This is a genomic window from Neoaquamicrobium sediminum, assembly GCF_040970315.1.
Taxonomy (GTDB): domain Bacteria; phylum Pseudomonadota; class Alphaproteobacteria; order Rhizobiales; family Rhizobiaceae; genus Aerobium; species Aerobium sediminum.
Genome location: NZ_JAZHFV010000006.1, coordinates 593,829 through 618,137 on the forward strand (window position 1 = coordinate 593,829; position 24,309 = coordinate 618,137).

Genomic DNA, 24,309 nt, shown 5'->3' on the forward strand with positions numbered 1-24,309 from the left:
TCCGGATCGCTGGACAAAGGCCACGCCATTTGCATGCTGCCGACAGAGAAGACCAAAGGGCGTACGGAGACAAGGTCGACGGTCGCCCATCCACGGAGGAAAGTTCATGGCTCTTGCCGATCTGCAACCCGTTGCGCGCAACGATGCCGGCAGCGCAGCCGTCGTCGGCATCCTCAAGCAGCGCTTCGGCGAGCGTTTCCAGACCGGCCAAGCGATTCGCGGCCAGCATGCGCACTCCACCACCTACATTCCCTCTCAGCTTCCCGACGGCGTGGTGTTTCCGCATTCGACCGAGGAAGTGCAGGAGATCGTGCGGGTCTGCGGTGAGCATGGCGTGCCGGTCATCCCGTTCGGGACCGGTACGTCGCTCGAAGGCCACGTCAACGCGCCCGGCGGCGGCATCTGCATCGACATGATGCAGATGAACAAGGTGCTGGCCGTGCATGCCGAAGATCTCGACTGTACCATCGAGCCCGGCGTCACGCGCGAGGAGCTCAACACCTATCTGCGTGACACCGGCCTGTTTTTCCCGATCGACCCCGGCGCCAATGCCAGCCTCGGCGGTATGGCCTCCACGCGCGCATCGGGCACCAACGCGGTGCGCTATGGCACGATGCGGGAGAACGTGCTTTCGCTGACCGCCGTGATGGCCGACGGGCGGGCGATCACGACGGCTAAGCGGGCGCGCAAGTCGTCGGCCGGCTACGACCTCACCCGGCTGCTCGTCGGCTCCGAGGGCACGCTCGGCGTCATCACCGGGCTGACGCTGAAGCTCTACGGTATCCCGCAGGCGATCTCGGGCGGGGTCTGCCCGTTCCCGTCCGTCGATGCGGCCTGCAACGCCGTCATCACCACAATCCAGATGGGCGTGCCGGTGGCGCGCATCGAGCTTGTCAACGCGCTGTGCATGCGGGCGCTGAACGGCTACGCCAAGCTCGATTATCCCGAGACGCCCTGCCTGTTCCTGGAATTCCATGGCACGGACGCAGGTGTCCGCGAGCAGGCGGAGACGTTCGGCGAGATCGCGGCGGAGTTCGGCGGCGGTTCGTTCCAGTGGACCAACGTAGCCGAGGAGCGGGCGAAGCTCTGGAAGGCGCGGCACGACGCCTACTGGGCCGGCCTTTCGCTCAAGCCCGGCGCGACCTCCCTGTCGACCGACGTCTGCGTGCCAATCTCGCGGCTTGCCGAATGCATCAACGAGACCGAGGAAGACATAGCGCGTTCCGGACTAATTGCACCCATCGTAGGGCATGTCGGAGACGGCAACTTCCACGTCATGGTGCTGATGGATCGCGACGACCCGAAGCAGATCGAAGCGACGGAAGCCTTCGTCGCCCGCCTCAACATGCGCGCGATCGCCATGGACGGCACCTGCACCGGCGAGCACGGGGTGGGACAGGGCAAGATCGCCTTCCTGCCGCACGAACTTGGTGCGGGCGTCGATTTCATGCGCTCGATCAAGCAGGCGCTCGACCCGGACAACATCATGAATCCGGGCAAGGTGCTGCCGTTGCGCGCCTAGCATCGTCAGGTCGCCACTTTATCGACACCGTAATGCAGCTAAACTGCACTGCGGCTTAGGGAATCCGGCGGGAGAAAGAGACTGGCCCGATTATTCGTCGCCATAGGAGGGTTGATCGTACTGGTGCTGACTGCGGCGCTGGTGTTGCCCTACTTCGTCGACTGGACCAGTTACCGCGCCGATTTCGAACGTGAAGCAAGCCGTATCCTCGGGCGCGAGGTGAAGGTGGAGGGAAGCGTCAGCGCGCGGCTGCTGCCGTTCCCGTCCGTCACCTTCGCCGATGTCGTCGTCGCAGGTGTCGAACCCGGCGAAGAGGCAATGACGGTCGAGACTTTCTCGATGGATGCCGAACTTGCGCCGTTCATGCGCGGCGAGCTTCACATCTTCGACATGCGGCTGGTGAGGCCTTCGGCGACGATTGCGGTCGCCGAGGACGGAACGGTCGACTGGTCGGTGCGCCCGTCGTCTCCTGTCGATGCGAGCAACATCTCCCTTGAAAAGCTGACGATCACGGAGGGCAGGGTGGAGGTGCGCCACGCCGCAAGCGGCCGCACGCACAGCCTGACCGAGATCAACGCCGACGTGTCGGCGCGCGCGCTGACCGGCCCTTGGCGCATGGACGGATCGTTACGGCTCGACGGCATGCGTACCGCGCTGTCGGCGTCGACAGGCTCGGCGGACGCGGATGGGCGGATGCGGCTTCGCATCGCTGCCGTTCCGGAACGTTATCCCATATCGCTGGAGACTGACGGCAGCGTGCGCATCGCCGACAGCGGTTTGCACTACGCGGGCGAGTTCAAGCTCAACGCCGCCGGGCAGATTGCCGAGCAAAGCGACGCAGGCGCGCCGCCGCCACCGGCCTATCGCGTGACCGGCGACTTCGACTTCGATCACGAAGCGCTCGACATCGAGACGTTCCGGTTCGCGACCGGACCGTTGGAGGACCCTTACACGGCGGAGGGTTCTGCCCGGTTCGCGCTCGGCGCCGAACCGCGCTTCGACATCACCGCCGATGGCGCGCAGATCAGGTTCGAGGACGCAGCGGGCGCGGAAAGCGCGGCTGGCATCGACCTCGAGCAACGGCTGACAGCCCTGCACGAGTTCCTGCTCGATATGCCCCGGCCTCAGATACCCGGCCGGATCGCCGTCAAACTGCCGGCAATCGTCGCGGGCGACACGACGATCCGCGACGTGCATCTTTCCGCCGAGCCTTCGGAGACCGGCTGGGCGGTCGGTTCACTGGGCGCGACTTTGCCGGGCCGCGCGACTCTGGAGGCCAGCGGCGACCTCGTCGTCGGTGACGAGCTGGATTTCGAGGGCTCGCTGCTCCTTGCCGTCGGCCAGCCTTCCGGTTTCGCGGCCTGGCTTGCACGGGACGTCGACGAAGCCATCCGGCGGCTGCCGGCAGCAGGCTTCAGCGCACAGGTGAAGCTCAACCGTGAACGCCAGCTCTTTCGCGATCTCGAACTGGTGCTTGGCGACGCCAAGTTCCGCGGCGAGATCGACAGTCTGACACCCGTCGGCCAGAAGCCGTCAATGACGCTGCGGCTCGATGGCGACAGGCTGGATGTGGAAGGCATGACCGCGTTCGCCTCGCTCTTCGTCAGCGATGGCGGTCGCACGCGCCTTGCCGACCGCGATCTAACCTTCGAGATCGAGGCCGGGCCTGTGACGGCCGCGGGCATGACGGCCGAAACGCTGGATACCGCGTTGCGGCTCAGGGACGGCCGACTGGAGATTGACCGGCTGTCGGTCGGCGGACTTGCGGGCGCCAATATCAGCGCGACCGGCTCGATCAAGGATTTTGAGACAGATCCGGCCGGCAATCTCGATGCGACGGTGATTGCCGCAGACCTTGAGCCGCTGGCTGCGGCGCTGGCCGAGCGCTTTCCGGAAAGCCGCATTGCCTCGGAGACGGCTCGGCGCGCGTCGTCGTTCCCTGGCCTGCTGGAGGACGCGTCGATCCGCATCGTCACAAGTTCGGCCGCAAGCGGCGATGGCACCAACGGCCTGGCATTGAGCGCCACAGGGGAAGCGGGCGGGACGGAGTTTTCGCTTACGGCATCGGCGCGCGACCTGCGGCAAGCGCTGGAGCGCATGCCGATGGCGCTCGAACTGACGGCGCGCAACGAGGACGCCCAGGCGCTCTACGCCCATGCAGGCCTTACGGTGCTGCCTTTGGGCCTAGTCGGTGCCGGTGAGGTATCGTTGCGTTTCAACGGCGTTCCGGAGGAGGGCGGTCGCACGCGCATCGCCTTTACCGGCGACGGGCTGGAGCTGGTCTTCGAGGGGCAGGCAGGCACGGGCGAAAAAGGGCTCTCCGCGTCAGGCGACCTGACGGTGAAAGCGCAGGATCTGGAGCCCTGGCTGGTTACCGGAGGCATCGTTCTGCCCGGTGGCGCGATGGGCCTGCCGGGGGACATGTCGTCTAAGCTGGACGTCGATGGCGGGGTGTTCGTCCTTTCTGGTATCGGGGGCGATATTGCCGGCTCCAAGGTGAGCGGCGATGTCAACGCGCAGATGCGCGACGGGCTACCCCACCTGACGGGTTCGCTAGCGCTGCAGTCGTTCGATCTTGCCTCCGTCGCGGAACTGGCAACGGGGGCTGCAGCACTTGAGGGTGATGGCGAGAGCTGGCCGTCCGCGCCGTTCGCACAGCGTGTGGCGACCCCGCTAACAGCCGAACTCGAACTCGCGGTCGAGCGCCTGCATGCCGGCTGGCTCGCCCAGGCGGACGATGCGCGAATGACGCTCCGGATCGGCACGGACGGCGTTGCGCTGTCGGATGCGCGGGCGCGTATTTATGGCGGGACCATTTCCGGACTGCTCGATTTCAAGAACGATGGCGGAACAGGTCTTCTTTCCGGTCAGTTGAAGCTGGAAGCTGCCGAGATCGCCAACATTCTCGGCGATACCGGGCTCGAGGGCACCGCGGACCTGACGGCAACGCTGACAGCCAGCGGCAAGTCGGTGGATGCGGTCATTTCCGCTCTGGCAGGTTCAGGGACGGTGACCGTGAACGATGTCGCCATCGAAGGGGTCGCGCCGCAGGTGTTCGCAGCGCTGCTGGAGCAGGCCGACAGGATCGGACCGGAGATCGATGCGGCCGCAGTTGCCGATTTCGCGACGGATATGGTGCGGCAGGGAACGTTCCGCGCGCCCCGCGCCGAGCTCGCCTTCACCGTCGCCAGCGGCGCGGTGCGCGCCCCGCCGCTCAGGCTGGAGACGGACGAAGCCACACTTGCAGGAGAAGTCCGCGCCGACATCGGCGCGCAAACGGTTGGCGCGGAGGCGACGCTCACCTTCAAGCCGGGCGTCGAGGCGCTGGTCGGATCTGACCCCGCGGCGCGTTTCGTTGCTGCCGGACCGCTGGGCGATATAGGCGTTACGGTCGACACCGAGCCGCTGGCGCAATTTCTGACCCAGCGCGCGCTGGAGCGGGAGCAGCAGCGGGTTGAGGCGATGCAGGCGGCGTTGCTCGAAAAGCAGCGCCACCGCCGCGAGGTGCGTTACTACGCGGCGCTTTCGCAAGAGCGCGACCGCGCCGCCGAAGAAGCCCGGCGCGATGCCGAGGAAGCCCAGCGGCGGGCCCGCGAGCTGCGGCTGCTCGACGAAGAAGCGGACAAGCGGGCAGCGGAAGAAGAAGTGCTGCGAGCAGAGGAGCTGGAGCGGGCCGCCGAGGAACAACGTCGTGCCGCCGAAGAAGCCGAAGCGCAGCGTCGCGCTGACGAGGAAGCAAGGCGGCAGGAAGAGGAAGTCGAACGTCGGCGCCTGGAAGAGCAATCGCGAAGCGAGGCCGAAGAGCGCCGGCGTGCGGAAGACGAGCGGTTGCGCAACGAGGTCGAGGCCTTGCTGGGCGCGCGCGAGACGGCGCCCGCGCCGGCCGATCCCGATAGCATCGAACGGCAGCCGCTTCAGCCGCCGCCGGTTGTCGATGTCACGCCCCGACCGGCGCCGCGCGCACAGCCCGAGCAACCAAGCGCAACGCCGGGCGTGTTTTCGGAAGGAAATCTCTCGGTCGACGGGCTGATGCGGCTGTTCGACGAGTAGCGCTGACAACCCGATTCAATTGCGGTTCAGGCTCGCGCCCTGACAGCTTCGAGCACGAACAGCCGCAATGCAGATGAGAGGTTGGTGCTGCGCGGTCTCGCTTCGTCTATCTCGCCGACGAGGCGCGCAAGCGGCAAGCCGCGCTTGTCGGCGATGCTGTGCAGTTCGTCGTAAAACGGCTGTTCGATCGAGAAGCTGGTGCGATGACCTCTGATCGACACCGAGCGTTTGACGACCGAAGTCACCGCTCGCCGTCCGGCCTGGGCGGTTCACGACGATGCGCTTCGTGTGCGGCCTCTTCCCGCTGGCCGATTGCCTCGTTCGCCTGACGCTCCGCCTTCGTTCTGCCGTGACGAATGCGGTTTTCCTCGGCTGCTCGTTCCTTCTCGCGGCGCGCCTTTTGTTTGCGGGCCATGCGGAGGCTGACGATCTCGGCCATCGGGATTTATTTCTTGCGGAACGCGTCCAGAGAAACGACATCGGCCGATTTCGCCGGTTCCTTGTCTTCCTCCGCGCCTTCGTCGCCCGCTACAGGCTCGGGCTCCTTGCGCTTCTTCTCCGCCTTCTTGCCACCGATCACCGCGACAGGTGGTTCGGCTGCCTCGGGGGCCGGCGCTTCTTCCAGGTCGGTTTCTTCGTCTTCGGCCGGCTGCTCGACGTAGAATTCGAGCTCGAAATTGACCGAGGGATCGTAGAAGCCGCGCACGGCGGAATAAGGGATTTCGAGCTTTTCGGGTACGTCCGAGAACGACAGGCCGACCTCGAAGCCGGAGTCGGTGACTTTCAGATCCCAGTACTGGAACTGAAGCACGATTGTCATCTGTTCGGGGTATCGTTCCCGCAACCGGCTCGAGACTCGGACACCCGGCGCGCCGGTCAGGAAGGTGATGAAGAAATGGTGGTTGCCCGGCAGGCCGGTCCGCGCAACCTCGCCCAGCACCTTACGCATAACGCCGCGCAGCGCCTCCTGGGTGAGGATGTCATAACGGATGTGGTCGTCAGCCATGGGGCCGGGTTTCCCTGAATCGAACGGCAAAGATGTAATCAAGCTTGGGGCGCGCGTAAACCGCATATAGCGTAACGCAGCGTCCGGGCGAGTGGGAAACTCGGAAAGGGTTCAGTTTCGGCGGGCGTAGGCCCTCAGGAACATGCGTACCGCGCGGGCCGAAGCCTGTTCCAGATCGTCCTCCGAGAGCCTGTCGCCGAAGATCAGGGGCAGTTGCAGGTCAGAGCTGGTCAGTGCCAGAAACTGCCGGGCGGCGGCGTCCGGATCGTCGATCTCCAGCCAGCCGGCATGGGCGAGGCGCGCGAAACGGGCGGCGAGCGCGTCCCACACGCGGGCGGGGCCATTCTCGCGCCAGTCAGAGAAAAGCTCCGGATAGCGCTCGCCCTCGTTCTGCAGGAGCCGCCGCAGGAAGCGGCCGTCGCGGTCGCAAAGACAGTTGCGGTTGAGGCGAACGGCGAATGCGGTGAGATCGGCCTGCAGATCATGCGGGTGGTCGGGAAAGGTAGCCAGTACAGAAAACGCCCTGGCGTTGCAGCGTTCAGTGATCTCGCGGACCACTGCGACCAGCAGGCTCTCCTTGTCGCGGTGGTGATTGTAGACCGTCTGCCTCGAAACACCTGCTTCAGCGGCGATGAGGTCGATATTGGCCCCGGCAAAGCCCTCGCGGCAGAAGACGGTCGCCGCCGCCTCGATCATGGAGTGGCGTTTGGCGGCGTGTCCGCGTGGCGGGAGCGTGTCAGGAGCAATCACTGGCGGCATGATTTCTATATAGAGCTGGTTGACGATTTAGACAACACTGTCTAAAAATATGGACTTACGCGACGGAGGCTGCAGCGGGGGGAGGCCGCGCTTCCGTTCAGCCTCCCGGTGCGACGGGCCTGCCGCCGCCATCTTCGAAAGAGCTAGACAATGCAATTCTCCTTTATCCGGCTCGCGCTCGTGCTCGGCCTGCTGACGGCCATCGGCCCGTTCGCCATCGACATGTATCTGCCGGCACTGCCGACAATCGGCGAGGATCTGGGCGCCGGCACGGTGCCCGTGCAGATGAGCCTGCTGGTCTTCTTTCTCTCGATGGGATTCGCCCAGATCATCGTGGGGCCCATCTCGGACATGATGGGCCGCAAGGCGCCTCTCTATTTCGGCCTCGTGCTGTTTGCCATCGGCAGCGTCGGCGCGGCGCTGGCCGTCGACATCGGCTGGCTGATCGCGTTCCGCTTCATACAGGGGCTCGGCGCGTCGGCCGGCATGGTGGTGCCGCGCGCTGTGGTCCGCGACCTGCATACCGGCGTCGAGGCCGCACGCCTGATGTCGCTGCTGATGCTGGTGTTCTCGATCTCTCCGATCCTGGCACCGCTGGCGGGCAGCCTCATCATCGAAAGCTTCGGCTGGCGCGCAATCTTCTGGGCCGTGACGCTTGCTGCGGCCATCGGCATCGTGCTGATGATCGGCGCGCTCGATGAGACCCGGCCGCCGGAGCAGCGCGGCGGCAGTTCGTTCCGTGGCACCATCGCCGGCTATCGCCTCCTGCTGCGTGACCGTTCGTTCGTTGGCCTCAGCCTGATCGGCGGCTTCGGCATATCGAGCTTCTTTGTCTATCTGTCGAATTCGTCCTTCGTGCTCATCAACCACTACGGGCTGACGCCGACGCTCTACAGCGTGTTCTTCTCGATGAACGCCGTGGCTTTCTTCGCCATGTCGCAGCTTACCGGAACGCTCACCGAGCGATTTGGCCTTCGCCGCGTGGTGCGGGTGGCGGTTGCGGCCTATGCGACGATCATGGTTGCCATGCTCGCGGTGATGGCCAGCGGCCTGCAGTCGCTGTGGGTGATGTCGACGTTCCTGTTCTTCGGATACGGCTTCCTTGGCCTCGTCATCCCGACTACCTCGGTGCTGGCGATGGAGGAGCATGGCGAGATTGCAGGCACAGCTTCGGCCCTGATGGGAACGCTGCATTTCGCCACAGGCGCGGCCGCGATGGCCGTAGCGGGGCTGTTCTTCGACGGGTCCCCGCTGCCGATGGTGATCGGCATCACGGCCTGTGCCGTGATCGCGCTGGGCTTCACGCAGGCCACGCTGGGCAACCGCTCGCCCATTCGCCAACCCGCCGAATAGGCAGGGCCTGGTGCCGACAAACAAAAGGGCGCGGCATGGCCGCGCCCTTTTTTTGCAGAAATGGTGCAGGCCTGTCCTGCAACTCAGGCAGGCACGGGTTCCCGCTCGCACTGAAGCTGCGCCATCGCCTCGTACTGGCTGAGGAACACGCCACCTTCGAGTTCTTCCAGGAAATGCGACCGCTTGAGGCGGTCCATGACGGGACCCTTGACCTCGGACAGGTGCAACGTGATTCCACCGTCGCGCAGCCGGCGGTTGATCTCTTCGAGGCTTTCGAGTGCCGAGGCGTCGATGGCATTGACCGCCGAGCACATCAGCACGACGTGGCGAAGCTGCGGGCGCTGGGCGACCAGCTCGGCGATGCGGTCCTCCAGGTAGCGGCTGTTGGCGAAATAGAGGCTTTCGTCGACGCGCACGGACAGCACGTCCTGGCAAGTGACGACCTCATGCCGCTCGATGTTGCGAAAATGCTCGGTGCCCGCGACCTGGCCGACCACGGCCATGTGGGGGCGCGACGTGCGGTAGAGATGCAGCACCAGCGACAGTCCCACGCCCATGACGATGCCGACCTCGACGCCGAGAAAGAGCGTGCCGGCAACCGTTGCCGCCATCGCCGAGAAATCAGCCCTGGAATAGATCCAGACACGGCGGATCGCGCCGAGATCGACGAGGGAGAGAACGGCCACGATGATGGTCGCGGCAAGCGTGGCCTGCGGCAGGTCGGTGAGCAGCGGTGTGAGGAACAGCGTGGCCAGTGCTATCGAGACGGCGGTGAAGATGCCGGCCGCCTGCGTTTCGGCACCTGCGTCGAAGTTGACGACGGAGCGGGCGAAGCCGCCTGTGACCGGATAGCCCGACGACACGGCCGCAGCGATGTTTGCCGCACCCAATCCGATCAGTTCCTGGTCGGGAATTATGCGCTGCCGGCGCTTGGTCGCGAGCGTCTGCGCCACTGAAACGGATTCGACAAAGCCGATCAGGCTGATGAGCAGGGCCGGCGCTGCCAAGGTCCGCACCAAGTCAAAATCGAAGACCGGCAGGGCCGGGGCCGGGATGCCCTGCGGGATGATACCGACGAGTGCGACGCCCCTCGAGCCGAGATCTAGAATATGGGCAGCCAGGATGGTCGCGGCGACGGCTGCAACCGGTCCCGCCTTCGTGACAATGTCGGCGGCGCGTGGCCGCAGGCCGGCGCCAATGAGCAGCCGCTTCAGGCGCAGACGGACGAAATACAGAAAGGCCAGCGCGGCAGCACCGATTGCAACGGTTGACGGGTTTATCGATCCGAGCTCGCCCGCGATGCCGCCGACAATTTCGGGCAGGGTGTGGCCGCCGGCGGAGACGCCGAGCAGGTGCTTTAGCTGTCCCGCGGCAATGAGGATCGCGGACGCCGTGATGAAACCCGAAATCACCGGGTGGCTCAGGAAATTCGCGACGAAGCCAAGCCGGAAAAGGCCCATGGCTATGAGAGCCATTCCAGATATCAGGGCAAGCAGCGTGGCCGCGGCAAGGTAGGCCTGGGTTCCCTGCGTCGCCACTTCGCCGACGGCTGTCGCGGTCATAAGGGAAACGACTGCCACTGGTCCCACCGCCAGCGTGCGGCTGGTGCCGAAGACCGCGTAGGCAACGAGCGGCAGGATGGATGCATAGAGCCCCACCTGCGGCGGCAAGCCCGCCAGCATGGCATAGGCCAGCGACTGCGGAATCAGCATGACCGTCACGATCATGGCGGCGACCAGATCGCTGGCCAGCGCCGACCGGTTGTAGTCACCGGCCCAGCCAAGGATGGGGAAGTATCCCGAAAAGCGCGTCATTTGAGTGTCGTTTCGCTGGATATTTCGACGTCAGGCCGTGTGCGACCTCAGGCCGCCATCGGCCAGCAGCCTCGCGGCCCACATGCCGAGCAGCATCGCCGGCACGAAAGCAAGCGTGCCGGTCGCACCAAGGCCAAGCGCCGTCAGGGCGGGTCCGGGGCAGAAGCCACCGAGGCCCCAGCCAAGGCCAAAGATGGCAGGACCGGCGGTGACGCGCAGGTCGATGTCATTGCGTGTCGGCAGGTGGAAGCTTTCGGCATTGATCGGCCGTCCGCGCGACAGCACCAACCGATAGCCTACAAAAGCCACGAGCACCGCGCCGCCCATGACGAAGGCGAGCGAGGGATCCCACGTGCCTGCAAGATCGAGGAAATTGAGAACCTTCGCGGGGTCGGACATGCCGGAGACGACGAGACCCGCGCCGAACAGCAGGCCGAGAGCCAGATTGACCAGAAACGACATGTCAGCCTCCGAGCACGTGGCGAACGACGAAGACGGTGATGAAGGCGACCGTCATGAATACGGCGGTGGCAACCATCGAGCGGGTGGACAGCCTGGACAATCCGCAGACGCCGTGGCCCGAGGTGCAGCCATTGCCCCAGACCGAGCCGAAGCCAACGAGCAGGCCGGCGGCGATCATCAGGGGAATGTTCGACGAGACGGTCTGTGCGACCGGTGCGCCGGTGGCGGCCATCATTGCCAGCGGTGCCGCCACGAGTCCGATGACAAAGGCCAGCCGAGACGGAAAGGCCTTGTCGAGATAAGGGGGAAGCAGCCGACCGGCGATACCCGAGATGCCGGCGATACGGCCTTCCCAGAGCATCAGCAGAACGGCCGACAGGCCGATCATCATGCCGCCTGCGGTGGAGGCGAGAGGGGTGAATTCAGTCATTTCCGTTTTCCCGGATCAGTGGTTGGTTTGCGGAACTTCGCAGAACATGCGGTGCATCATGGCGATGAACTCGCTCACACGGCCGTCGGCCAGCCGATAGAACATGCTCTTCGACTCCTTGCGGCCGACGATGAAGCCGGCATCGCGCAATTCGGCGATCTGTTGCGAAAGGCCGGGCTGGCGGATGCCGAGCGTGTCTTCCAGGTCGCGAACGGAACGCTCGCCGTCCACCAGCGCGCAGACGATCATCAGCCTTGACGGATGCGCGAATTTCTTGAGGAATTCGGCCGCCTCGCCGGCGTTCTCAATCATTTCCGCCGTATCGGCCGTAAGCTCATGTTTCATGGCCGTCAGCCCCAGTTCGCGCCTTCGAGCACGTCCAGCGGGAATTTCAGGTAGCGTTTCCCGTTGGCTTCCGGCTCGGGCAGGCGGCCGCCATTCATGTTGACCTGCAAGGCGTGCAGGATCAGCTTTGGCATGGGCAGCGTGCGGTCGCGAGCCTCCCGCACCTCGACATATTCGGCTTCGGTCGCGCATTTCGACATGTGGGTGTTCGCCGCCTTCTGCTCGGCAACGGTGGACTCCCAGCGCGGCTCGCGGCCGCCCGGCTGATAGTCGTGGCCGGTGAAGATGCGGGTCTCGTCCGGAAGAGCCAGAATCTCCTGGATCGACTGCCAGAGCCGCGTGGCGCTGCCGCCCGGAAAGTCGGCTCGTGCCGTGCCCGAGTCCGGCATGAACAGCGTATCGTGGACGAAGGCCGCGTCGCCGATGACATAGGTGATGGAGGCGAGCGTGTGGCCCGGCGAAAACAGGACGCGGGCGGGGATCGTGCCGACGGTAAAGATTTCTCCCTCCGCAAACAGCTTGTCCCACTGCGAACCGTCGGCCGGAAAGTCCGGCCAGTTGTAGAAACCCTTCCAGAGCTTCTGCACCTCTATGACCTTCTCCCCGATCGCCGTCGGCGCGCCGGTCTTCTCCTTCAGGTAGCGTGCTGCCGAAAAATGATCGGCATGGGGGTGCGTATCGAGAATCCACTCGACCTCGAAACCCTGCTCCCTGACGTAGTCGAGGATTGCATCGGCGTTGTGCGTTGCCGTCGAGCCCGACTTCTCGTCGAAATCGAGAACGGGATCGATGATCGCGCATTTGCGGCTTTCGGGATCAGCGACAACGTACTGGATGGAAAAGGTGCGCTTGTCGAAAAAGCCTTTCACAAGCGGGGTGGTATTGCTCATCGGATGCCTCCGCATTCAAATGCCGTGAATTCGATTGCTATCTTCGGTTGGACGCTGGAGCGCCATGAAGACATCTCCCGCGGCGCCAAGTTCTGATCGCAACGCTTACATAAAATCGATTGCAAAAAAATGCAATAATTAATCTGCGCGAAATCGAGGGTTGATTGTCATGCTCCCGTCATGCAGAGAGCGTACCAACATATCGGTAAAGGCAGATATATGGATAAGAAGCTCTCTCTCGCCGCTTTGGCAGCCCTCGGCCAGGAAACACGTCTCGACGTCTTTCGCCTCCTCGTGAAGGCGGGGCAGGAGGGGGTGCCGGCGGGTGAAATAGCCGACCGACTTGGCGCAGTGCAGAACACGGTTTCGACGCATCTCAAGGTGCTCACGCAGGCCGGATTGATCCGGCCGGAGCGCTGCGGCCGGGTCATCCGCTACGTGGCGGACATGACCGGCTTCCGCGACCTGCTTGCCTACCTGATGGAGGACTGCTGCAACGGCGCACCGGAACTGTGCCGGCCGGTGATCGAAGCGGTGACGTGCAGGTGCTGACGATTTTCTAGTGAATGGAAAATGGGTCTTGGAGGGCCACCCCATGAGCGACCAGATATTCAACGTGTTGTTCCTGTGCACAGGCAATTCCGCCCGCTCGATCCTTGCCGAGGCAATCCTCAACCGGGTCGGGCAGGGGCGCTTTCGGGCCTATTCGGCGGGCTCTCAACCGAAGGGCGAGGTGCACCCTTTCGCCATCGAGCTTCTCAAGGGCGTCAATCACGACACAAGCTTTGCCCGCTCGAAGAGCTGGGAGGAGTTCGCCACGGATGACTCGCCCGTCATGGATTTCGTCTTCACGGTCTGCGACAACGCCGCAAACGAAGCCTGTCCTGTCTGGCCGGGGCAGCCGATGACGGCGCATTGGGGCGTGCCCGATCCGGCGGCAGCGGAGGGTACAGATGCGGAAAAGCACCTCGCCTTCGCGGAGACCTACCGGATGCTGAACAATCGCATCTCGATCTTCACCAGCCTGCCGCTTGCCTCGCTGGATCGCCTGACGCTGCAGGGCCGGCTGCGCGACATAGGCCGCCACATGCCGGAGGCGGGATGAGCGCGGCATTCGATCTGCGGAGACGACTGGTCGCGGAAGCGCTCGGCACTGGAATACTGGTGGCGACCGTTGTCGGTTCTGGCATCATGGCCGACAAGCTCACCGACGACGTCGCCCTGGCCCTTCTCGGCAATACCCTGCCGACCGGCGCGATCCTCGTGGTGCTGATCACCATACTGGGTCCGCTGTCGGGCGCACATTTCAACCCTGCCGTGACGCTGGTGTTCGCGCTGCGGCGCGAGATCGGGGCGGGCTACTCGGTTGCCTACGTGCTCGGCCAGATCGGCGGCGGCATCGCCGGTGCGCTTCTTGCACACGCGATGTTCGAGCTGCCGATCTGGCAGTCCTCCACCACCGTCAGAAGCGGCGCGGCGCAATGGCTGGCTGAAGCCGTGGCAGCGTTCGGGCTTATATTTACGATTCTCGCGGGCCTGCGCTTCCGCGCCGACGCGGTCCCGTGGCTGGTGGGGCTTTACATCACCGCGGCCTACTGGTTCACCGCCTCGACCTCATTCGCCAATCCGGCCGTGGCGATCGCGCGTGCCTTTACCGACACGTTTGCGGGCATCCGGCCGGCCGACCTGCCGGGTTTCATTGCCGCGGAGCTGGCGGGGGCCGTGCTTGCGGCTGCCATGGCGGGCTGGCTGCTCGCCGCACCGAAAACCATCATGCAAACGAAAGCTGCCGAATGACGATCACGATCTATCACAACCCTGCCTGCGGCACGTCCCGCAACACGCTTGCCATGATCCGCCAGTCGGGGGAGGAGCCTGAGGTGATCGAATATCTCAAGACGCCGCCGTCCCGCGAAAGACTTGCTGAACTGATCGTGGCCATGGGCATTTCGCCGCGCGCGCTGCTGCGGCAGAAGGGAACGCCCTATGCCGAGCTGGAGCTCGACGCATCGCGCTGGAGCGACGGCGAACTCATCGATTTCATGATGGCGCACCCTATCCTCATCAACCGGCCTATCGTTGAGACGCCGCTAGGGACCAAGCTCTGCCGCCCGTCCGAAGCGGTGCTCGACATCCTGCCCAATGCCGACATCGGCCCATTCACCAAGGAAGACGGCGAGGTCGTGATCGACAGCGACGGACGGCGGGTGCGCTGATTTATTTCTATCTTTGTCGAAACACTGTTGACGCATCCTGCGAGTCTTAATATCCATAATTCTAGTTTTATCGAATTATAGGCTGGCGCAAGCAACGCGCAGGAGAGGCATGACCGAGGAAACCACCGAGATCGATACGCTTCCCAACATCGAGGAGGAGCAATTTCCGCCGATCAGCGCCGACGCACTTTTCGATGCTCCGCGCGCAACGCATCCGCCGCGCATACTCATGCTCTACGGTTCATTGCGCGAAAGGTCCTATTCCAGGCTGGCGACGGAAGAGGCAGCGCGCATCCTGCGCAGGCTTGGCGCGGAGGTGCGCATCTTCAACCCTTCCGGATTGCCACTGCCGGATTCGACGTCGGCCGACCATCCCAAGGTGCAGGAGCTGCGTGAACTGTCGCTCTGGTCGGAAGCCCAGGTCTGGTGTTCTCCCGAGCGTCATGGCTCGATGACGGGCATCATGAAGGCGCAGATCGACTGGCTGCCGCTGTCGCTGGGTGGTGTCAGGCCGACGCAGGGCAGGACGCTCGCGGTCATGCAGGTCTGTGGCGGCTCGCAGAGCTTCAATGCGGTCAACCAGCTCCGCATACTCGGCCGCTGGATGCGCATGTTCACAATTCCCAACCAATCGTCAGTCGCGAAGGCCTTCAACGAATTCGATGCGGAAGGGCGCATGAGACCGTCGTCCTATTACAACCGCATCGTCGACGTGATGGAGGAGCTTGTGAAGTTCACGCTGCTTCTGCGCGACCGAGCCGACTATCTGACCGATCGATATTCCGAACGGGTCGAAAGCGCGGAGGCGGTTTCGCGGCGCGTGAATCAGCGAACCCAATGATGCGACTCTTTTATTTCGACTATAATCGAATTTAATTTGACGCTTATCGCCGGCCAGGCCTAGGGTCGCGCCATGGAACTCGAACAGGCAGCAGCGCAACTCGAGGCGCTCGGCAACGCGACACGGCTCAACATCTACCGCATCCTCGTGCGCGCCGGCGCAGAGGGCTTGCCGGTCGGCAGCGTGCAGGAAAAGCTTGGCATTCCGGCATCCACTCTGTCGCACCACTGTAAGCGGCTGGTGGAAACCGGATTGGTGAGCCAGGAACGACAGGCAACGACGCTGATATGCCGGGCGGAATACCCGGCGATGCTAGCCCTGCTTGGCTATCTTGCCGACGAATGCTGCGTCGATGGGAGCTGTCCGCCCGGCGTGGCAAAGATGCTCGTGCGAGGCGAAGCATGACACGGCAGCCGACGGCCGGCGCCGTCGTGAAAGCATTGATCGGCAAGCATGTCTGAAAAGGCCGGAACAGGCTGGTTCATCAGCGCGCTCGGTGCGGCGCAGATATGCTCATGGGGCACGCTTTTCTATGGTTTTCCGCTGATTGCGGAGGCGATGCGCTCCGAACTTGGCTGGTCGAAGACAGAACTCTACGGTGCCGCCACCCTCGGCATGGTGCTTGCCGGGCTGGCGGCCTATCCAGTCGGGGCTGCGATCGACAGGGGGCGCGGGCGGCTTTTAATGACCGGCGCTTCGGTCGTCGCCGGCCTGCTGCTTGCAGCGTGGTCGCGGGTCGATAGCCTGCCGGCCTACTACCTCATCCTTGCGTTTCTGGGCTGCATGCAGGCGGGCGCGCTCTACGAGCCGGCTTTTGCCGTGGTTACCCGAAGGGTCGGGCCGGAGCGAGCGCGCAAGGGCATCACGACGCTAACGCTCTGGGGCGGCTTTGCCAGCACCGTTTTCATCCCGGTCATCCAGTATCTCATCGAGACACAGGGCTGGCGCGGGGCATTGCTGGTCATGGGGGCGGTCAACGTCATCGTTTGCGGGGGGCTCTATGCGCTGGCGATCGATCCTGCGAAGGACCGCGGGCCCGTGCTGGCTGTCGCCGGTGAGCCCGCGCCGCTCGTGGGGCGGGCAGCCGTCGCCTCGGCGATGCGCAAGCCGGCCTATTGGGGGCTCCTTGTTGCGTGGATTTCCTACGCGGCAGCCTTCTCGTCGCTGACCTATCACCTCTATCCGCTGCTGCTTGAGCGCGGATTGGGAGCCGCGGGGGTGGTGACGGTGATGGCTGTCATCGGGCCGGCGCAGGTGGCGGGTCGTGTCGCGGTGATGGCCTTCGCGCCGACGGCACCCGTCCGGTCGCTGGGGTCGATGATCGTCATCGTGTTTCCACTGGCCGTCATCGGCTTCGCCTTCGCACCGCCCGAAGTGGCGACGATCGCGGCGATCGCCGCATTCTACGGCGCGGCAAATGGCACAATCACCATCGTGCGGGGGCTTGCGGTGCCGGAAATGATCACGCGCAGCGCCTATGGCGCCGTCAACGGTTCGCTTGTTGCGCCCCTGAACCTGATGCAGGCATTCGCGCCACTTGGCGCCGCCCTGATCTGGCAGGCGAGCGGCGGTTATGGCGCCGTATTGGCGGCCGTGTTCGTCGGCTCGCTGACGCTGTGCGCCGGCTTCTGGTTCGCCGCATGGAAATCGCGCAGCGCGGGGCCGAGCTGACTAAATCTGGATGGAGATGGGAGAAGGTGGAGGTTTCTGTTGCCAGGTACCTCCGAACCCCGCCTGAAGGTGCTAACCCACAGGGCTTAATTCGAGACTATCGCGCCGCATTAAGCAGCGAGACGTGCCTCAGCATAGTTGTCGTTGGCAACTATAAGATTAGCCCGATAACGGTGGTACAATGCCGGGAAAAAGTCCGATCTTTACGCCCTCGTCGATCCTGTTTCGCCCCCATCAGCAGCCGCAGCGCGATGCTGCGGTTCCTGGTGGAGGCGCCGGGTACCGCCCCCGGGTCCGAATGGTTTATTTCATCGGCCGTTTATTTCCATAGTCAGGCAAGCTGACCCGCCGAATATAGGAAGCTGCGCCCGGAAAGGGAAGGGGTGTTTGCGGTCGCATGATCCGCTGCCGCCGCGGCTCGCGACTTTCCACAGGGCCGACGAAAGCCCAGCAGTCCGCAACGAATATGGTGTCCGCCGGCCGCCTCTCCGCTATGATCGCGCGACCTTTCGAATCGACGGCGACAATCCCATGCGGCAATATCTGGACCTTCTCGAACATGTGCTGGAAAACGGCGTCGACCGCGGCGACCGCACCGGCACCGGCACGCGTGGCGTCTTCGGCTGGCAGATGCGTTTCGATCTCACCGAAGGCTTTCCGGTTCTCACCACCAAGAAGCTGCACCTGAAGTCGATCATCCACGAATTGCTGTGGTTCCTCGCCGGCGACACCAACGTCAAATATCTCAACGACAACGGCGTCACGATCTGGGACGAGTGGGCCGACGGAAACGGCGATCTCGGCCCCGTCTACGGCTCGCAGTGGCGGTCATGGCCGACGCCCGACGGCGGCTCTATCGACCAGATCGCCAATGTCGTCAGAGAGATACGGGAGAATCCCAATTCCCGCAGGCTGATCGTGTCGGCATGGAATCCGGCCGAAGTCGACGTCATGGCGCTGCCGCCCTGCCACTGCCTGTTTCAGTTCCATGTTGCCAATGGCCGGCTCTCCTGCCAGCTCTACCAGCGCTCGGCCGACATCTTCCTCGGCGTGCCGTTCAACGTGGCCTCCTATGCGCTGCTCACGATGATGGTCGCGCAGGTGACCGGCCTCAAGCCCGGCCACTTCGTTCACACGCTGGGCGATGCACACCTCTATTCCAACCATTTCGACCAGGCGCGCGAGCAGTTGACGCGCGAGCCCAAGCCGCTGCCGACGATGTGGATGAACCCGGACGTCACCGATCTCTTCGCTTTCCGTTTCGAGGATTTCCGGCTGGACGGCTACGTCGCCGATCCTACGATCCGCGCGCCGATCGCGGTGTGAATGCTGGCGGGGTTCCGGGCCGTGGAGGCGTTGCGATGAAGAGATTTCTGGTGGCTCTTTCGCTGGTGGCCGCAACGCCGGCCTTCGCCAACGATACGATGGCGGAACTGAAGACGGGCGGGCTGGTGTTCGTCCGGTCCGATGTGGTCTCGATGGAGAAGGAGGACCTCTTTATCTCGCTCGACGAGGTGAGGGTCGCCTACCGCTTCCGCAACACCTCTGACGAGAATGTCGAGGCAGTGGTCGCTTTCCCGATGCCGGACATAGAAGGCAATCCTTATGGCGACGTCGCCGTACCGGTCTCCGACAGCGACAATTTCCTCGGCTTCACGGTGGAGATGGACGGGCGGGCAATCACGCCGGAACTGGAGCAGAAGGCATTTGCCGCGGAACTGGACGTGACCGAGACGCTCACCGCCGCCGGGCTGTCGCTCAATCCGTTCGCGGACGGTCTGGATGAAGCCATCGAGGCGCTGCCGGACGATACCAAGGCCGACTGGGTGGCGCGGGGCATTCTTTACGAGGAAAGCTACGACGACGGGTCGGGCTGGCGCGAAAGCCATTCTCCGAAGTGGCGACTGAAGTCGACCTATTGGTGGCGGGCCGAGTTTCCCGCCATCCAGCCGGTCGAGGTGACACATCGCTACCAGCCGAGCCTGGGCGGCACGGTCGCGGTGAGCTTTCTGCAGGACGGTAAGCCGCAGGAGCCGTATTTCGGGCAGTATCAGCAGAAATACTGCGTGGACGAGAGTTTCCTCAATGCCGTTCGTCGTCACGCAAAGACTGCACCGGATGGCAACCCGCCCTTTTACGAGACGTGGATTTCCTACGTGCTGACGACCGGTGCCAACTGGTCCGGCGCGATCCAGGACTTTACGCTGACGATCGACAAGGGCGCGCCGGAAAATCTCGTTTCCTTCTGCGGTTCCGGCGTACGCAAGATCGGTCCGACCACATTCGAGATGAGCGCCACCGATTTCTTCCCCGAACGGGACATCAACGTGCTCATCCTGCGCCGTACCGATGGCGGGCAATAAGATGAAAGTCACGCTGGTGGTCGCAATCGCCGAAAACGGCGTCATCGGCCGGGACGGGGACCTTCCCTGGCGGTTGTCGACGGATATGAAGCGGTTCAAGGCCACAACCATGGGCAAGCCGGTCGTGATGGGCCGCAAGACCTGGGAGAGCTTCCCGAAGCGGCCGCTGCCGGGACGGCACAATATCGTGATCACGCGTGATCGTGCCTACTTAGCCGAAGGTGCGGACGTTGCATCGTCGCTCGATGAGGCGATGCAATTTGCGCGCGCCGATGGTGCGGCGGAGGTAGCGGTTATCGGAGGAGGGCAGATCTACGCGCAGGCGCTTCCAGATGCAGATAGGCTCGACGTTACCCATGTGTTGGCAACGGTCGACGGCGACACACGCTTTCCGCCTATCGATCCTCAAACGTGGTATGTTGTTTCCGAGGAAGCCTATCCGGCGGGTGAGAAGGATAGCCACGCGACCCGTCACGTGATCTACGAACGCCGGCAAAGTGCACAGGCATAGCGGCGCGGCGATCTGCCGCGAAAGTTGCTAACCCGCACGCATTGCGTTGAAAGCGCGCGACTGCGTGCCTATAAACCGATAAACGGCAACAGGCGGCGGGGGTTCCGTCGCAGACAGTTTTGTCTAGACAAGAGGAAATATATGCCCTGGAGTAATCAGAGTGGCGGCGGCGGTCCCTGGGGCGGCGGCGGAAATGGCGGCGGTGGCGGCGGCGGTCCCTGGGGCCAGGGTCCGCGCGGACCGAGCGGACCGGGCAACAATCCTCCGGATCTTGAAGACATCATTCGGCGCGGGCAGGACCGGCTGAAGCAGGCACTGCCGGGCGGCGGCCAGGCAAGCCCGGCCATGTTCATCCTGATTGCGGTGGCGCTTGTGGCGCTGTGGCTGTTCCAGGCCATCTACACCGTGCAGCCGGATGAACTGGCGGTCGAACTTCGCTTCGGCCAGCCCAAGGACGAAGTCTCCGAGCCCGGCCTGCACTTTCACTGGTGGCCGGTGGAAACCGTCGAAATCGCCAACGTCGCCGAAAAGCTCATCAATGTGGGCGAGGCGCGCAGCGGAACCTCGACAGGCCTGATGCTGTCGGGCGATCAGAACATCGTCGATGTGAAGTTCTCCGTGGCGTACCAGATCGCTGATCCGGCCGCCTATCTGTTCAACGTGTCCGATCCCGACGCCACCATGCGTCAGGTTGCCGAGAGCGCCATGCGCGAGGTTGTCGGACGCCGGCCTGCGCAGGACATTTTCCGCGACGACCGCCAGGGGATCGCAGAGGCCGTGCGCGAGATCATCCAGGAGACGATCGAGAGCTACGGATCCGGTCTCGCCATTACCGCGATTTCGATCGAGGATGCCGCGCCTCCACGCGAAGTGGCAGACGCCTTCGAGGAGGTGCAGCGCGCCGAGCAGGACGAAGACCGTTTCGTCGAGGAATCCAACCAGTATTCGAACCAGCAACTGGGTCAGGCGCGAGGCGAGGCTGCTGCCATCCGTGAAGAGGCGGCCGCATACAAGACCCGCGTCGTCCAGGAGGCGGACGGTGAAGCCCAGCGCTTCATCTCGGTCTATGACGAATATGCCAAGGCGCCGGACGTCACCCGCAGGCGCCTCTTTCTGGAAACCATGGAAAACGTGCTGAAGAGCTCGAACAAGGTCATCGTGGAACAAGGTAACGGCCAGGGTGTCATCCCTTACCTGCCACTGCCTGAGCTGCGCGCCGCGCAGCCGGCCGGACAGGGAGGAAACAACTGATGGGCAACCGTCTTCCCTTTATCGTGATCGCAGTCGCGGTCATTCTCTTCCTCGCCTGGTCTTCGATCTTCGTGGTCAACGAGCGCCAGCAGGCGATCGTGCTGCGCTTCGGTGAGATCGTCGACGTCAAGTCGGAGCCGGGTCTCTACTTCAAGGCGCCGTTCGCCTTCATGGAAGCCGACAATGTGCAGCTGATCGAAGATCGCGTGCTGCGCTTTGACCTGGACGACATCCGCGTGCAGGTCTCCGGCGGCCGCTTCTACGAGGTGGACGCGTTCATCGCCTACCGCATCAGCGACCCGCGGCGGTTCCGTCTGGCGGTCTCCGGTAGCGTGCCGTTGGCCGAGCAACGCCTGCGCACGCGTCTCGACGCAGCGCTGCGTCGTGTCTACGGTCTGCGCGGCTTCGAGGCCGCACTTTCCGAAGAGCGCGGTTCGATGATGCGCGAAGTGCGCGACCAGCTTCGCCCGGATGCGACATCGCTGGGCCTCGAGATCGTCGACGTCCGCATCCGTCGTACCGACCTGACGGCTGAAGTTTCGCAGCAGACCTACGAGCGTATGCGTGCAGAGCGTCTAGCCGAGGCCGAACGGCTGCGTGCCCGCGGCCGCGAAGCGGCCCAGCGCATCCGCGCACGTGCGGATCGTGAAGTGGTCGAGATCACGGCCGAAGCACAGCGTGAATCGGAGATTCTGCGAGGCGAGGGCGAAGCCGAGCGTAACGCCATCTTTGCCGATGCGTTCTCGCGGGATACCGACTTCTTCGAGTTCTATCGCTCGATGGCCGCTTATGCGTCGGCTCTCCAGGGATCGGGCACGACGATGCTGCTTTCGCCCGACTCCGAGTTCTTCCGCTTCTTCGGCAGCGCCGAGGGTCGCCAGCCGTCGGAGCAGGCTCCGTCGACGCCACCGGCACCGGCATCCGGCAACGGGGTGACCACCGGCGCAACGGACTAGCCGGTGAGCGATCTCATCGTTGCACTGGGGCTCGTCCTCGTGATCGAGGGCGTGCTCTATGGCGGCCTGCCGCACCTTGCAAAGCGGCTGGCTGCCGAAGTGCTGGCAATGCCTGAGCAGGCGATGCGCGTCGGGGGCCTTGTCGCCGTCGCAATAGGTGTCCTTATTGTGTGGTTCGTGCGCGGCTGACGCTGCGCACGGACTTGTGTGTGCCTGTCCGGCGCGTCACAATGGATTTACCGTTTTCATCGGCATCGGTCGCAAACGCGCCTTATTGTTGGCGACCATGCGTCCGCAGAAGCGCCCGCACATCCTGATATCCGGAGACTTCCCGCATGGTTTCGACGACCTTCACGTCCGCAACACGCAAGGCGCTGATCGGCGCGGCCGCTGGCGCCATCGGCGTGGCCAGCGTCTGGACGATGCCGCCCGCCGCATACGCACAGGCGCAGCCGCCAGTCGCGCATGGGCCGGCCTCGGTGGCAGACCTTGCCGAGGGCCTGCTCGATGCTGTGGTCAATGTCTCGACCTCGCAAAATGTCGGCGGAAGAAGCGGACAGCGTAACGTGCCCCCTCCGGGACTGCCGGAAGGGTCGCCCTTCCAGGAGTTCTTCGACGAGTTCTTCAATGAGCGTGGAGGCGAGAATTCGCCGGGGGGCAGGCGCGTCCAGTCGCTGGGTTCCGGCTTCGTGATCGACGCCGAGGAAGGCATCATTGTCACCAACAATCACGTGATTGCAGATGCTGACGAGATCGAGGTCAACTTTGCTGATGGCGGCAAGCTGGACGCCGAGCTGGTCGGTACAGATCCCAAGACCGATCTGGCTGTGCTCAAGGTCGACCCGTCGCTGCGCCAGCTCACCGCGGTGGATTTCGGCGATTCGACCGCGATCCGCATCGGCGACTGGGTGATGGCGATCGGCAATCCGTTCGGCCTGGGTGGTTCGGTGTCCATCGGCATCGTGTCGGCACGCGGGCGCGACATCAATTCGGGCCCCTACGACGATTTCATCCAGACCGACGCGGCCATCAATCGCGGCAATTCTGGCGGGCCACTGTTCGACATGAACGGCAAGGTCATCGGTATCAACACGGCGATCATTTCGCCCTCGGGCGGTTCCATCGGCATCGGCTTCTCGATACCCTCGCAGCTTGCCACCAATGTCATCGCCCAGCTTCGCGAGTTCGGCGAGACGCGGCGGGGTTGGCTGGGCGTTCGCATCCAGCCTGTCACCGACGACATTGCCGAGAGCCTCGGCATGGACAGCGCGCGCGGTGCGCTTGTTGCCGGTGTGATCAAGGGCGGCCCGGTTGACGACGGCTCGATCCAGCCCGGCGATGTCATCATCCGCTTCGACGGCAAGGATGTGCGCTCGGTGCGCGACCTGCCGCGCGTGGTCGCAGAAAGCCCCGTCGGCAAGGAGGTCGATGTCATCGTCGTCCGCAAGGGCAAGGAGCAGACCGTTCCGGTGACGCTCGGTCGTCTGGAAGATGGCGAGCGCATGACGGAGGATGGCTCGACGGAGCCGACGGAGGAAGAAGAGGCGCCGGTTGCGTCGGCCAGCGTGCTTGGCATGACCGTGGCAGAGCTCGATGACGAGGTGCGCGCCACCTACGAGATTTCGGATGACGTCAACGGCGTCGTCGTTACCGAGGTCCAGGAAGGGTCTTACGCGCAGGAAAAGGGCGTAATGCCGGGCGACGTCATCACCGAGATTGCGCAGGAGTCGGTATCGACGCCGAAAGACCTGATGAACCGCGTCGATGCGCTGAAGGATCAGGGGCGGCGGAATGCGCTGCTGATGATCGCCTCGAAGAACGGCGAGCTGCGCTTCGTCACCGTGCGCATGGATTGAGGGAAGGGGCTTT

The 24,309-nt window shown here is 64.0% G+C and carries 26 protein-coding genes and 1 other RNA gene; 17 read left to right on the plus strand and 10 right to left on the minus strand.

Annotated features, from left to right (window positions below; genetic code table 11):
- Nucleotides 1-106 precede the first annotated feature (106 nt).
- Nucleotides 107-1,522, plus strand: coding sequence for an FAD-binding oxidoreductase (locus V1479_RS19580; protein ID WP_368804426.1), 1,416 nt, complete (start codon nt 107-109; stop codon nt 1,520-1,522).
- Nucleotides 1,523-1,603: 81 nt separating this feature from the next.
- Nucleotides 1,604-5,572 carry an AsmA family protein gene (locus V1479_RS19585; protein ID WP_368804585.1) on the plus strand — a complete coding sequence of 1,323 codons (3,969 nt, stop codon included), beginning with the start codon at nt 1,604-1,606 and terminating at the stop codon, nt 5,570-5,572.
- A gap of 26 nt (nt 5,573-5,598) precedes the next feature.
- Here V1479_RS19585 and V1479_RS19590 read toward each other — a convergent pair whose 3' ends face one another.
- The 4 genes from V1479_RS19590 to V1479_RS19605 all read right to left on the minus strand — a co-directional run bounded on the left by V1479_RS19590 (nt 5,599) and on the right by V1479_RS19605 (nt 7,337).
- Nucleotides 5,599-5,817: a ribbon-helix-helix domain-containing protein gene (locus V1479_RS19590; RefSeq protein WP_173192135.1), complete on the minus strand. Its 219-nt coding sequence runs from the start codon at nt 5,815-5,817 to the stop codon at nt 5,599-5,601.
- Entirely contained in the window at nt 5,814-6,011 is a 198-nt protein-coding gene (locus tag V1479_RS19595; RefSeq protein WP_173192133.1) for a DUF4169 family protein, read from the minus strand. The genes V1479_RS19590 and V1479_RS19595 overlap by 4 nt, the downstream gene beginning before the upstream one ends.
- A gap of 6 nt (nt 6,012-6,017) precedes the next feature.
- Complete coding sequence (locus V1479_RS19600; protein WP_368804427.1) at nt 6,018-6,578, minus strand: SspB family protein; 561 nt, start codon at nt 6,576-6,578, stop codon at nt 6,018-6,020.
- 111 nt (nt 6,579-6,689) lie between these two features.
- Nucleotides 6,690-7,337, minus strand: a complete 648-nt coding sequence (locus V1479_RS19605; protein WP_173192130.1) for a TetR/AcrR family transcriptional regulator — start codon at nt 7,335-7,337, stop codon at nt 6,690-6,692.
- A gap of 150 nt (nt 7,338-7,487) precedes the next feature.
- On the opposite strand from V1479_RS19605, the gene V1479_RS19610 reads away from it, so the two are divergent.
- A complete protein-coding gene (locus V1479_RS19610; RefSeq protein ID WP_368804428.1) occupies nt 7,488-8,690 on the plus strand; it encodes a multidrug effflux MFS transporter in 1,203 nt (400 codons plus the stop codon).
- 83 nt (nt 8,691-8,773) lie between these two features.
- Here the strand turns inward: V1479_RS19610 and V1479_RS19615 are convergent, their stop codons facing one another.
- Genes V1479_RS19615 through V1479_RS19635 form a run of 5 tightly spaced genes read right to left on the minus strand, consistent with a single transcriptional unit; the run spans nt 8,774 to nt 12,631 of the window.
- Complete coding sequence (locus V1479_RS19615; RefSeq protein ID WP_368804429.1) at nt 8,774-10,504, minus strand: SulP family inorganic anion transporter; 1,731 nt, start codon at nt 10,502-10,504, stop codon at nt 8,774-8,776.
- A gap of 30 nt (nt 10,505-10,534) precedes the next feature.
- Nucleotides 10,535-10,966, minus strand: a complete 432-nt coding sequence (locus tag V1479_RS19620; RefSeq protein ID WP_368804430.1) for a DUF6691 family protein — start codon at nt 10,964-10,966, stop codon at nt 10,535-10,537.
- A 1-nt stretch (nt 10,967) separates the two neighbouring features.
- On the minus strand, nt 10,968-11,396 hold the full coding sequence (locus tag V1479_RS19625) for a YeeE/YedE family protein (RefSeq protein WP_368804431.1): 429 nt from the start codon (nt 11,394-11,396) through the stop codon (nt 10,968-10,970).
- A 15-nt stretch (nt 11,397-11,411) separates the two neighbouring features.
- Nucleotides 11,412-11,741 carry a metalloregulator ArsR/SmtB family transcription factor gene (locus V1479_RS19630; RefSeq protein WP_368804432.1) on the minus strand — a complete coding sequence of 110 codons (330 nt, stop codon included), beginning with the start codon at nt 11,739-11,741 and terminating at the stop codon, nt 11,412-11,414.
- 5 nt (nt 11,742-11,746) lie between these two features.
- Nucleotides 11,747-12,631 (minus strand): MBL fold metallo-hydrolase, encoded by an 885-nt coding sequence (locus V1479_RS19635; RefSeq protein WP_368804433.1) that lies wholly within the window; start codon nt 12,629-12,631, stop codon nt 11,747-11,749.
- 219 nt (nt 12,632-12,850) lie between these two features.
- Between V1479_RS19635 and V1479_RS19640 the strand changes: the two genes are divergently transcribed.
- From V1479_RS19640 to V1479_RS19670, 7 genes are all read left to right on the plus strand, one after another.
- Nucleotides 12,851-13,183 (plus strand): ArsR/SmtB family transcription factor, encoded by a 333-nt coding sequence (locus V1479_RS19640; RefSeq protein WP_368804434.1) that lies wholly within the window; start codon nt 12,851-12,853, stop codon nt 13,181-13,183.
- Between the two features lie 43 nt (nt 13,184-13,226).
- Nucleotides 13,227-13,736, plus strand: coding sequence for an arsenate reductase ArsC (locus tag V1479_RS19645; RefSeq protein ID WP_368804435.1), 510 nt, complete (start codon nt 13,227-13,229; stop codon nt 13,734-13,736).
- Entirely contained in the window at nt 13,733-14,428 is a 696-nt protein-coding gene (locus V1479_RS19650; RefSeq protein WP_368804436.1) for an aquaporin, read from the plus strand. Before V1479_RS19645 ends, V1479_RS19650 begins: the two co-directional genes overlap by 4 nt.
- Nucleotides 14,425-14,847 (plus strand): arsenate reductase (glutaredoxin), encoded by a 423-nt coding sequence (gene arsC / locus V1479_RS19655; RefSeq protein ID WP_368804437.1) that lies wholly within the window; start codon nt 14,425-14,427, stop codon nt 14,845-14,847. The genes V1479_RS19650 and arsC overlap by 4 nt, the downstream gene beginning before the upstream one ends.
- A 109-nt stretch (nt 14,848-14,956) precedes the next feature.
- The gene (gene arsH / locus V1479_RS19660; RefSeq protein ID WP_368804438.1) at nt 14,957-15,688 is read left to right on the plus strand and encodes an arsenical resistance protein ArsH; all 732 of its coding nucleotides are present in this window, start codon (nt 14,957-14,959) and stop codon (nt 15,686-15,688) included.
- A 72-nt stretch (nt 15,689-15,760) separates the two neighbouring features.
- The gene (locus V1479_RS19665; protein ID WP_368804439.1) at nt 15,761-16,093 is read left to right on the plus strand and encodes an ArsR/SmtB family transcription factor; all 333 of its coding nucleotides are present in this window, start codon (nt 15,761-15,763) and stop codon (nt 16,091-16,093) included.
- 48 nt (nt 16,094-16,141) lie between these two features.
- Nucleotides 16,142-17,359 (plus strand): MFS transporter, encoded by a 1,218-nt coding sequence (locus tag V1479_RS19670; RefSeq protein WP_368804440.1) that lies wholly within the window; start codon nt 16,142-16,144, stop codon nt 17,357-17,359.
- Between the two features lie 25 nt (nt 17,360-17,384).
- On the opposite strand, the gene ssrA is transcribed toward V1479_RS19670, so the two are convergent.
- Nucleotides 17,385-17,743: a transfer-messenger RNA gene (gene ssrA / locus V1479_RS19675) on the minus strand.
- Between the two features lie 147 nt (nt 17,744-17,890).
- On the opposite strand from ssrA, the gene V1479_RS19680 reads away from it, so the two are divergent.
- From V1479_RS19680 to V1479_RS19710, 7 genes are all read left to right on the plus strand, one after another.
- On the plus strand, nt 17,891-18,685 hold the full coding sequence (locus V1479_RS19680) for a thymidylate synthase (protein WP_368804441.1): 795 nt from the start codon (nt 17,891-17,893) through the stop codon (nt 18,683-18,685).
- 35 nt (nt 18,686-18,720) lie between these two features.
- Nucleotides 18,721-19,722, plus strand: a complete 1,002-nt coding sequence (locus V1479_RS19685; protein ID WP_368804442.1) for a DUF4424 domain-containing protein — start codon at nt 18,721-18,723, stop codon at nt 19,720-19,722.
- A gap of 1 nt (nt 19,723) precedes the next feature.
- Nucleotides 19,724-20,233, plus strand: coding sequence for a dihydrofolate reductase (locus V1479_RS19690; protein WP_368804443.1), 510 nt, complete (start codon nt 19,724-19,726; stop codon nt 20,231-20,233).
- A 141-nt stretch (nt 20,234-20,374) separates the two neighbouring features.
- Complete coding sequence (gene hflK / locus V1479_RS19695; RefSeq protein WP_368804444.1) at nt 20,375-21,484, plus strand: FtsH protease activity modulator HflK; 1,110 nt, start codon at nt 20,375-20,377, stop codon at nt 21,482-21,484.
- Complete coding sequence (gene hflC, locus V1479_RS19700; protein WP_368804445.1) at nt 21,484-22,440, plus strand: protease modulator HflC; 957 nt, start codon at nt 21,484-21,486, stop codon at nt 22,438-22,440. The genes hflK and hflC overlap by 1 nt, the downstream gene beginning before the upstream one ends.
- Nucleotides 22,441-22,443: 3 nt before the next feature.
- Nucleotides 22,444-22,629 carry a DUF2065 domain-containing protein gene (locus V1479_RS19705; RefSeq protein ID WP_173192099.1) on the plus strand — a complete coding sequence of 62 codons (186 nt, stop codon included), beginning with the start codon at nt 22,444-22,446 and terminating at the stop codon, nt 22,627-22,629.
- A 146-nt stretch (nt 22,630-22,775) separates the two neighbouring features.
- Nucleotides 22,776-24,296: a DegQ family serine endoprotease gene (locus V1479_RS19710; RefSeq protein WP_368804446.1), complete on the plus strand. Its 1,521-nt coding sequence runs from the start codon at nt 22,776-22,778 to the stop codon at nt 24,294-24,296.
- Nucleotides 24,297-24,309 lie beyond the last annotated feature (13 nt).

What these genes read in the sequence shown, in the direction of transcription:
- V1479_RS19580 (WP_368804426.1), top strand. Translation starts at nt 107, where the DNA reads ATGGCTCTTGCCGATCTGCAACCCGTTGCGCGCAACGATGCCGGCAGC.
- V1479_RS19595 (WP_173192133.1), bottom strand. Translation starts at nt 6,011, where the DNA reads ATGGCCGAGATCGTCAGCCTCCGCATGGCCCGCAAACAAAAGGCGCGC.
- V1479_RS19600 (WP_368804427.1), bottom strand. Translation starts at nt 6,578, where the DNA reads ATGGCTGACGACCACATCCGTTATGACATCCTCACCCAGGAGGCGCTG.
- V1479_RS19605 (WP_173192130.1), bottom strand. Translation starts at nt 7,337, where the DNA reads ATGCCGCCAGTGATTGCTCCTGACACGCTCCCGCCACGCGGACACGCC.
- V1479_RS19610 (WP_368804428.1), top strand. Translation starts at nt 7,488, where the DNA reads ATGCAATTCTCCTTTATCCGGCTCGCGCTCGTGCTCGGCCTGCTGACG.
- V1479_RS19615 (WP_368804429.1), bottom strand. Translation starts at nt 10,504, where the DNA reads ATGACGCGCTTTTCGGGATACTTCCCCATCCTTGGCTGGGCCGGTGAC.
- V1479_RS19620 (WP_368804430.1), bottom strand. Translation starts at nt 10,966, where the DNA reads ATGTCGTTTCTGGTCAATCTGGCTCTCGGCCTGCTGTTCGGCGCGGGT.
- V1479_RS19625 (WP_368804431.1), bottom strand. Translation starts at nt 11,396, where the DNA reads ATGACTGAATTCACCCCTCTCGCCTCCACCGCAGGCGGCATGATGATC.
- V1479_RS19630 (WP_368804432.1), bottom strand. Translation starts at nt 11,741, where the DNA reads ATGAAACATGAGCTTACGGCCGATACGGCGGAAATGATTGAGAACGCC.
- V1479_RS19635 (WP_368804433.1), bottom strand. Translation starts at nt 12,631, where the DNA reads ATGAGCAATACCACCCCGCTTGTGAAAGGCTTTTTCGACAAGCGCACC.
- V1479_RS19640 (WP_368804434.1), top strand. Translation starts at nt 12,851, where the DNA reads ATGGATAAGAAGCTCTCTCTCGCCGCTTTGGCAGCCCTCGGCCAGGAA.
- V1479_RS19645 (WP_368804435.1), top strand. Translation starts at nt 13,227, where the DNA reads ATGAGCGACCAGATATTCAACGTGTTGTTCCTGTGCACAGGCAATTCC.
- V1479_RS19650 (WP_368804436.1), top strand. Translation starts at nt 13,733, where the DNA reads ATGAGCGCGGCATTCGATCTGCGGAGACGACTGGTCGCGGAAGCGCTC.
- arsC (WP_368804437.1), top strand. Translation starts at nt 14,425, where the DNA reads ATGACGATCACGATCTATCACAACCCTGCCTGCGGCACGTCCCGCAAC.
- arsH (WP_368804438.1), top strand. Translation starts at nt 14,957, where the DNA reads ATGACCGAGGAAACCACCGAGATCGATACGCTTCCCAACATCGAGGAG.
- V1479_RS19665 (WP_368804439.1), top strand. Translation starts at nt 15,761, where the DNA reads ATGGAACTCGAACAGGCAGCAGCGCAACTCGAGGCGCTCGGCAACGCG.
- V1479_RS19670 (WP_368804440.1), top strand. Translation starts at nt 16,142, where the DNA reads ATGTCTGAAAAGGCCGGAACAGGCTGGTTCATCAGCGCGCTCGGTGCG.
- V1479_RS19680 (WP_368804441.1), top strand. Translation starts at nt 17,891, where the DNA reads ATGCGGCAATATCTGGACCTTCTCGAACATGTGCTGGAAAACGGCGTC.
- V1479_RS19685 (WP_368804442.1), top strand. Translation starts at nt 18,721, where the DNA reads ATGAAGAGATTTCTGGTGGCTCTTTCGCTGGTGGCCGCAACGCCGGCC.
- V1479_RS19690 (WP_368804443.1), top strand. Translation starts at nt 19,724, where the DNA reads ATGAAAGTCACGCTGGTGGTCGCAATCGCCGAAAACGGCGTCATCGGC.
- hflK (WP_368804444.1), top strand. Translation starts at nt 20,375, where the DNA reads ATGCCCTGGAGTAATCAGAGTGGCGGCGGCGGTCCCTGGGGCGGCGGC.
- hflC (WP_368804445.1), top strand. Translation starts at nt 21,484, where the DNA reads ATGGGCAACCGTCTTCCCTTTATCGTGATCGCAGTCGCGGTCATTCTC.
- V1479_RS19710 (WP_368804446.1), top strand. Translation starts at nt 22,776, where the DNA reads ATGGTTTCGACGACCTTCACGTCCGCAACACGCAAGGCGCTGATCGGC.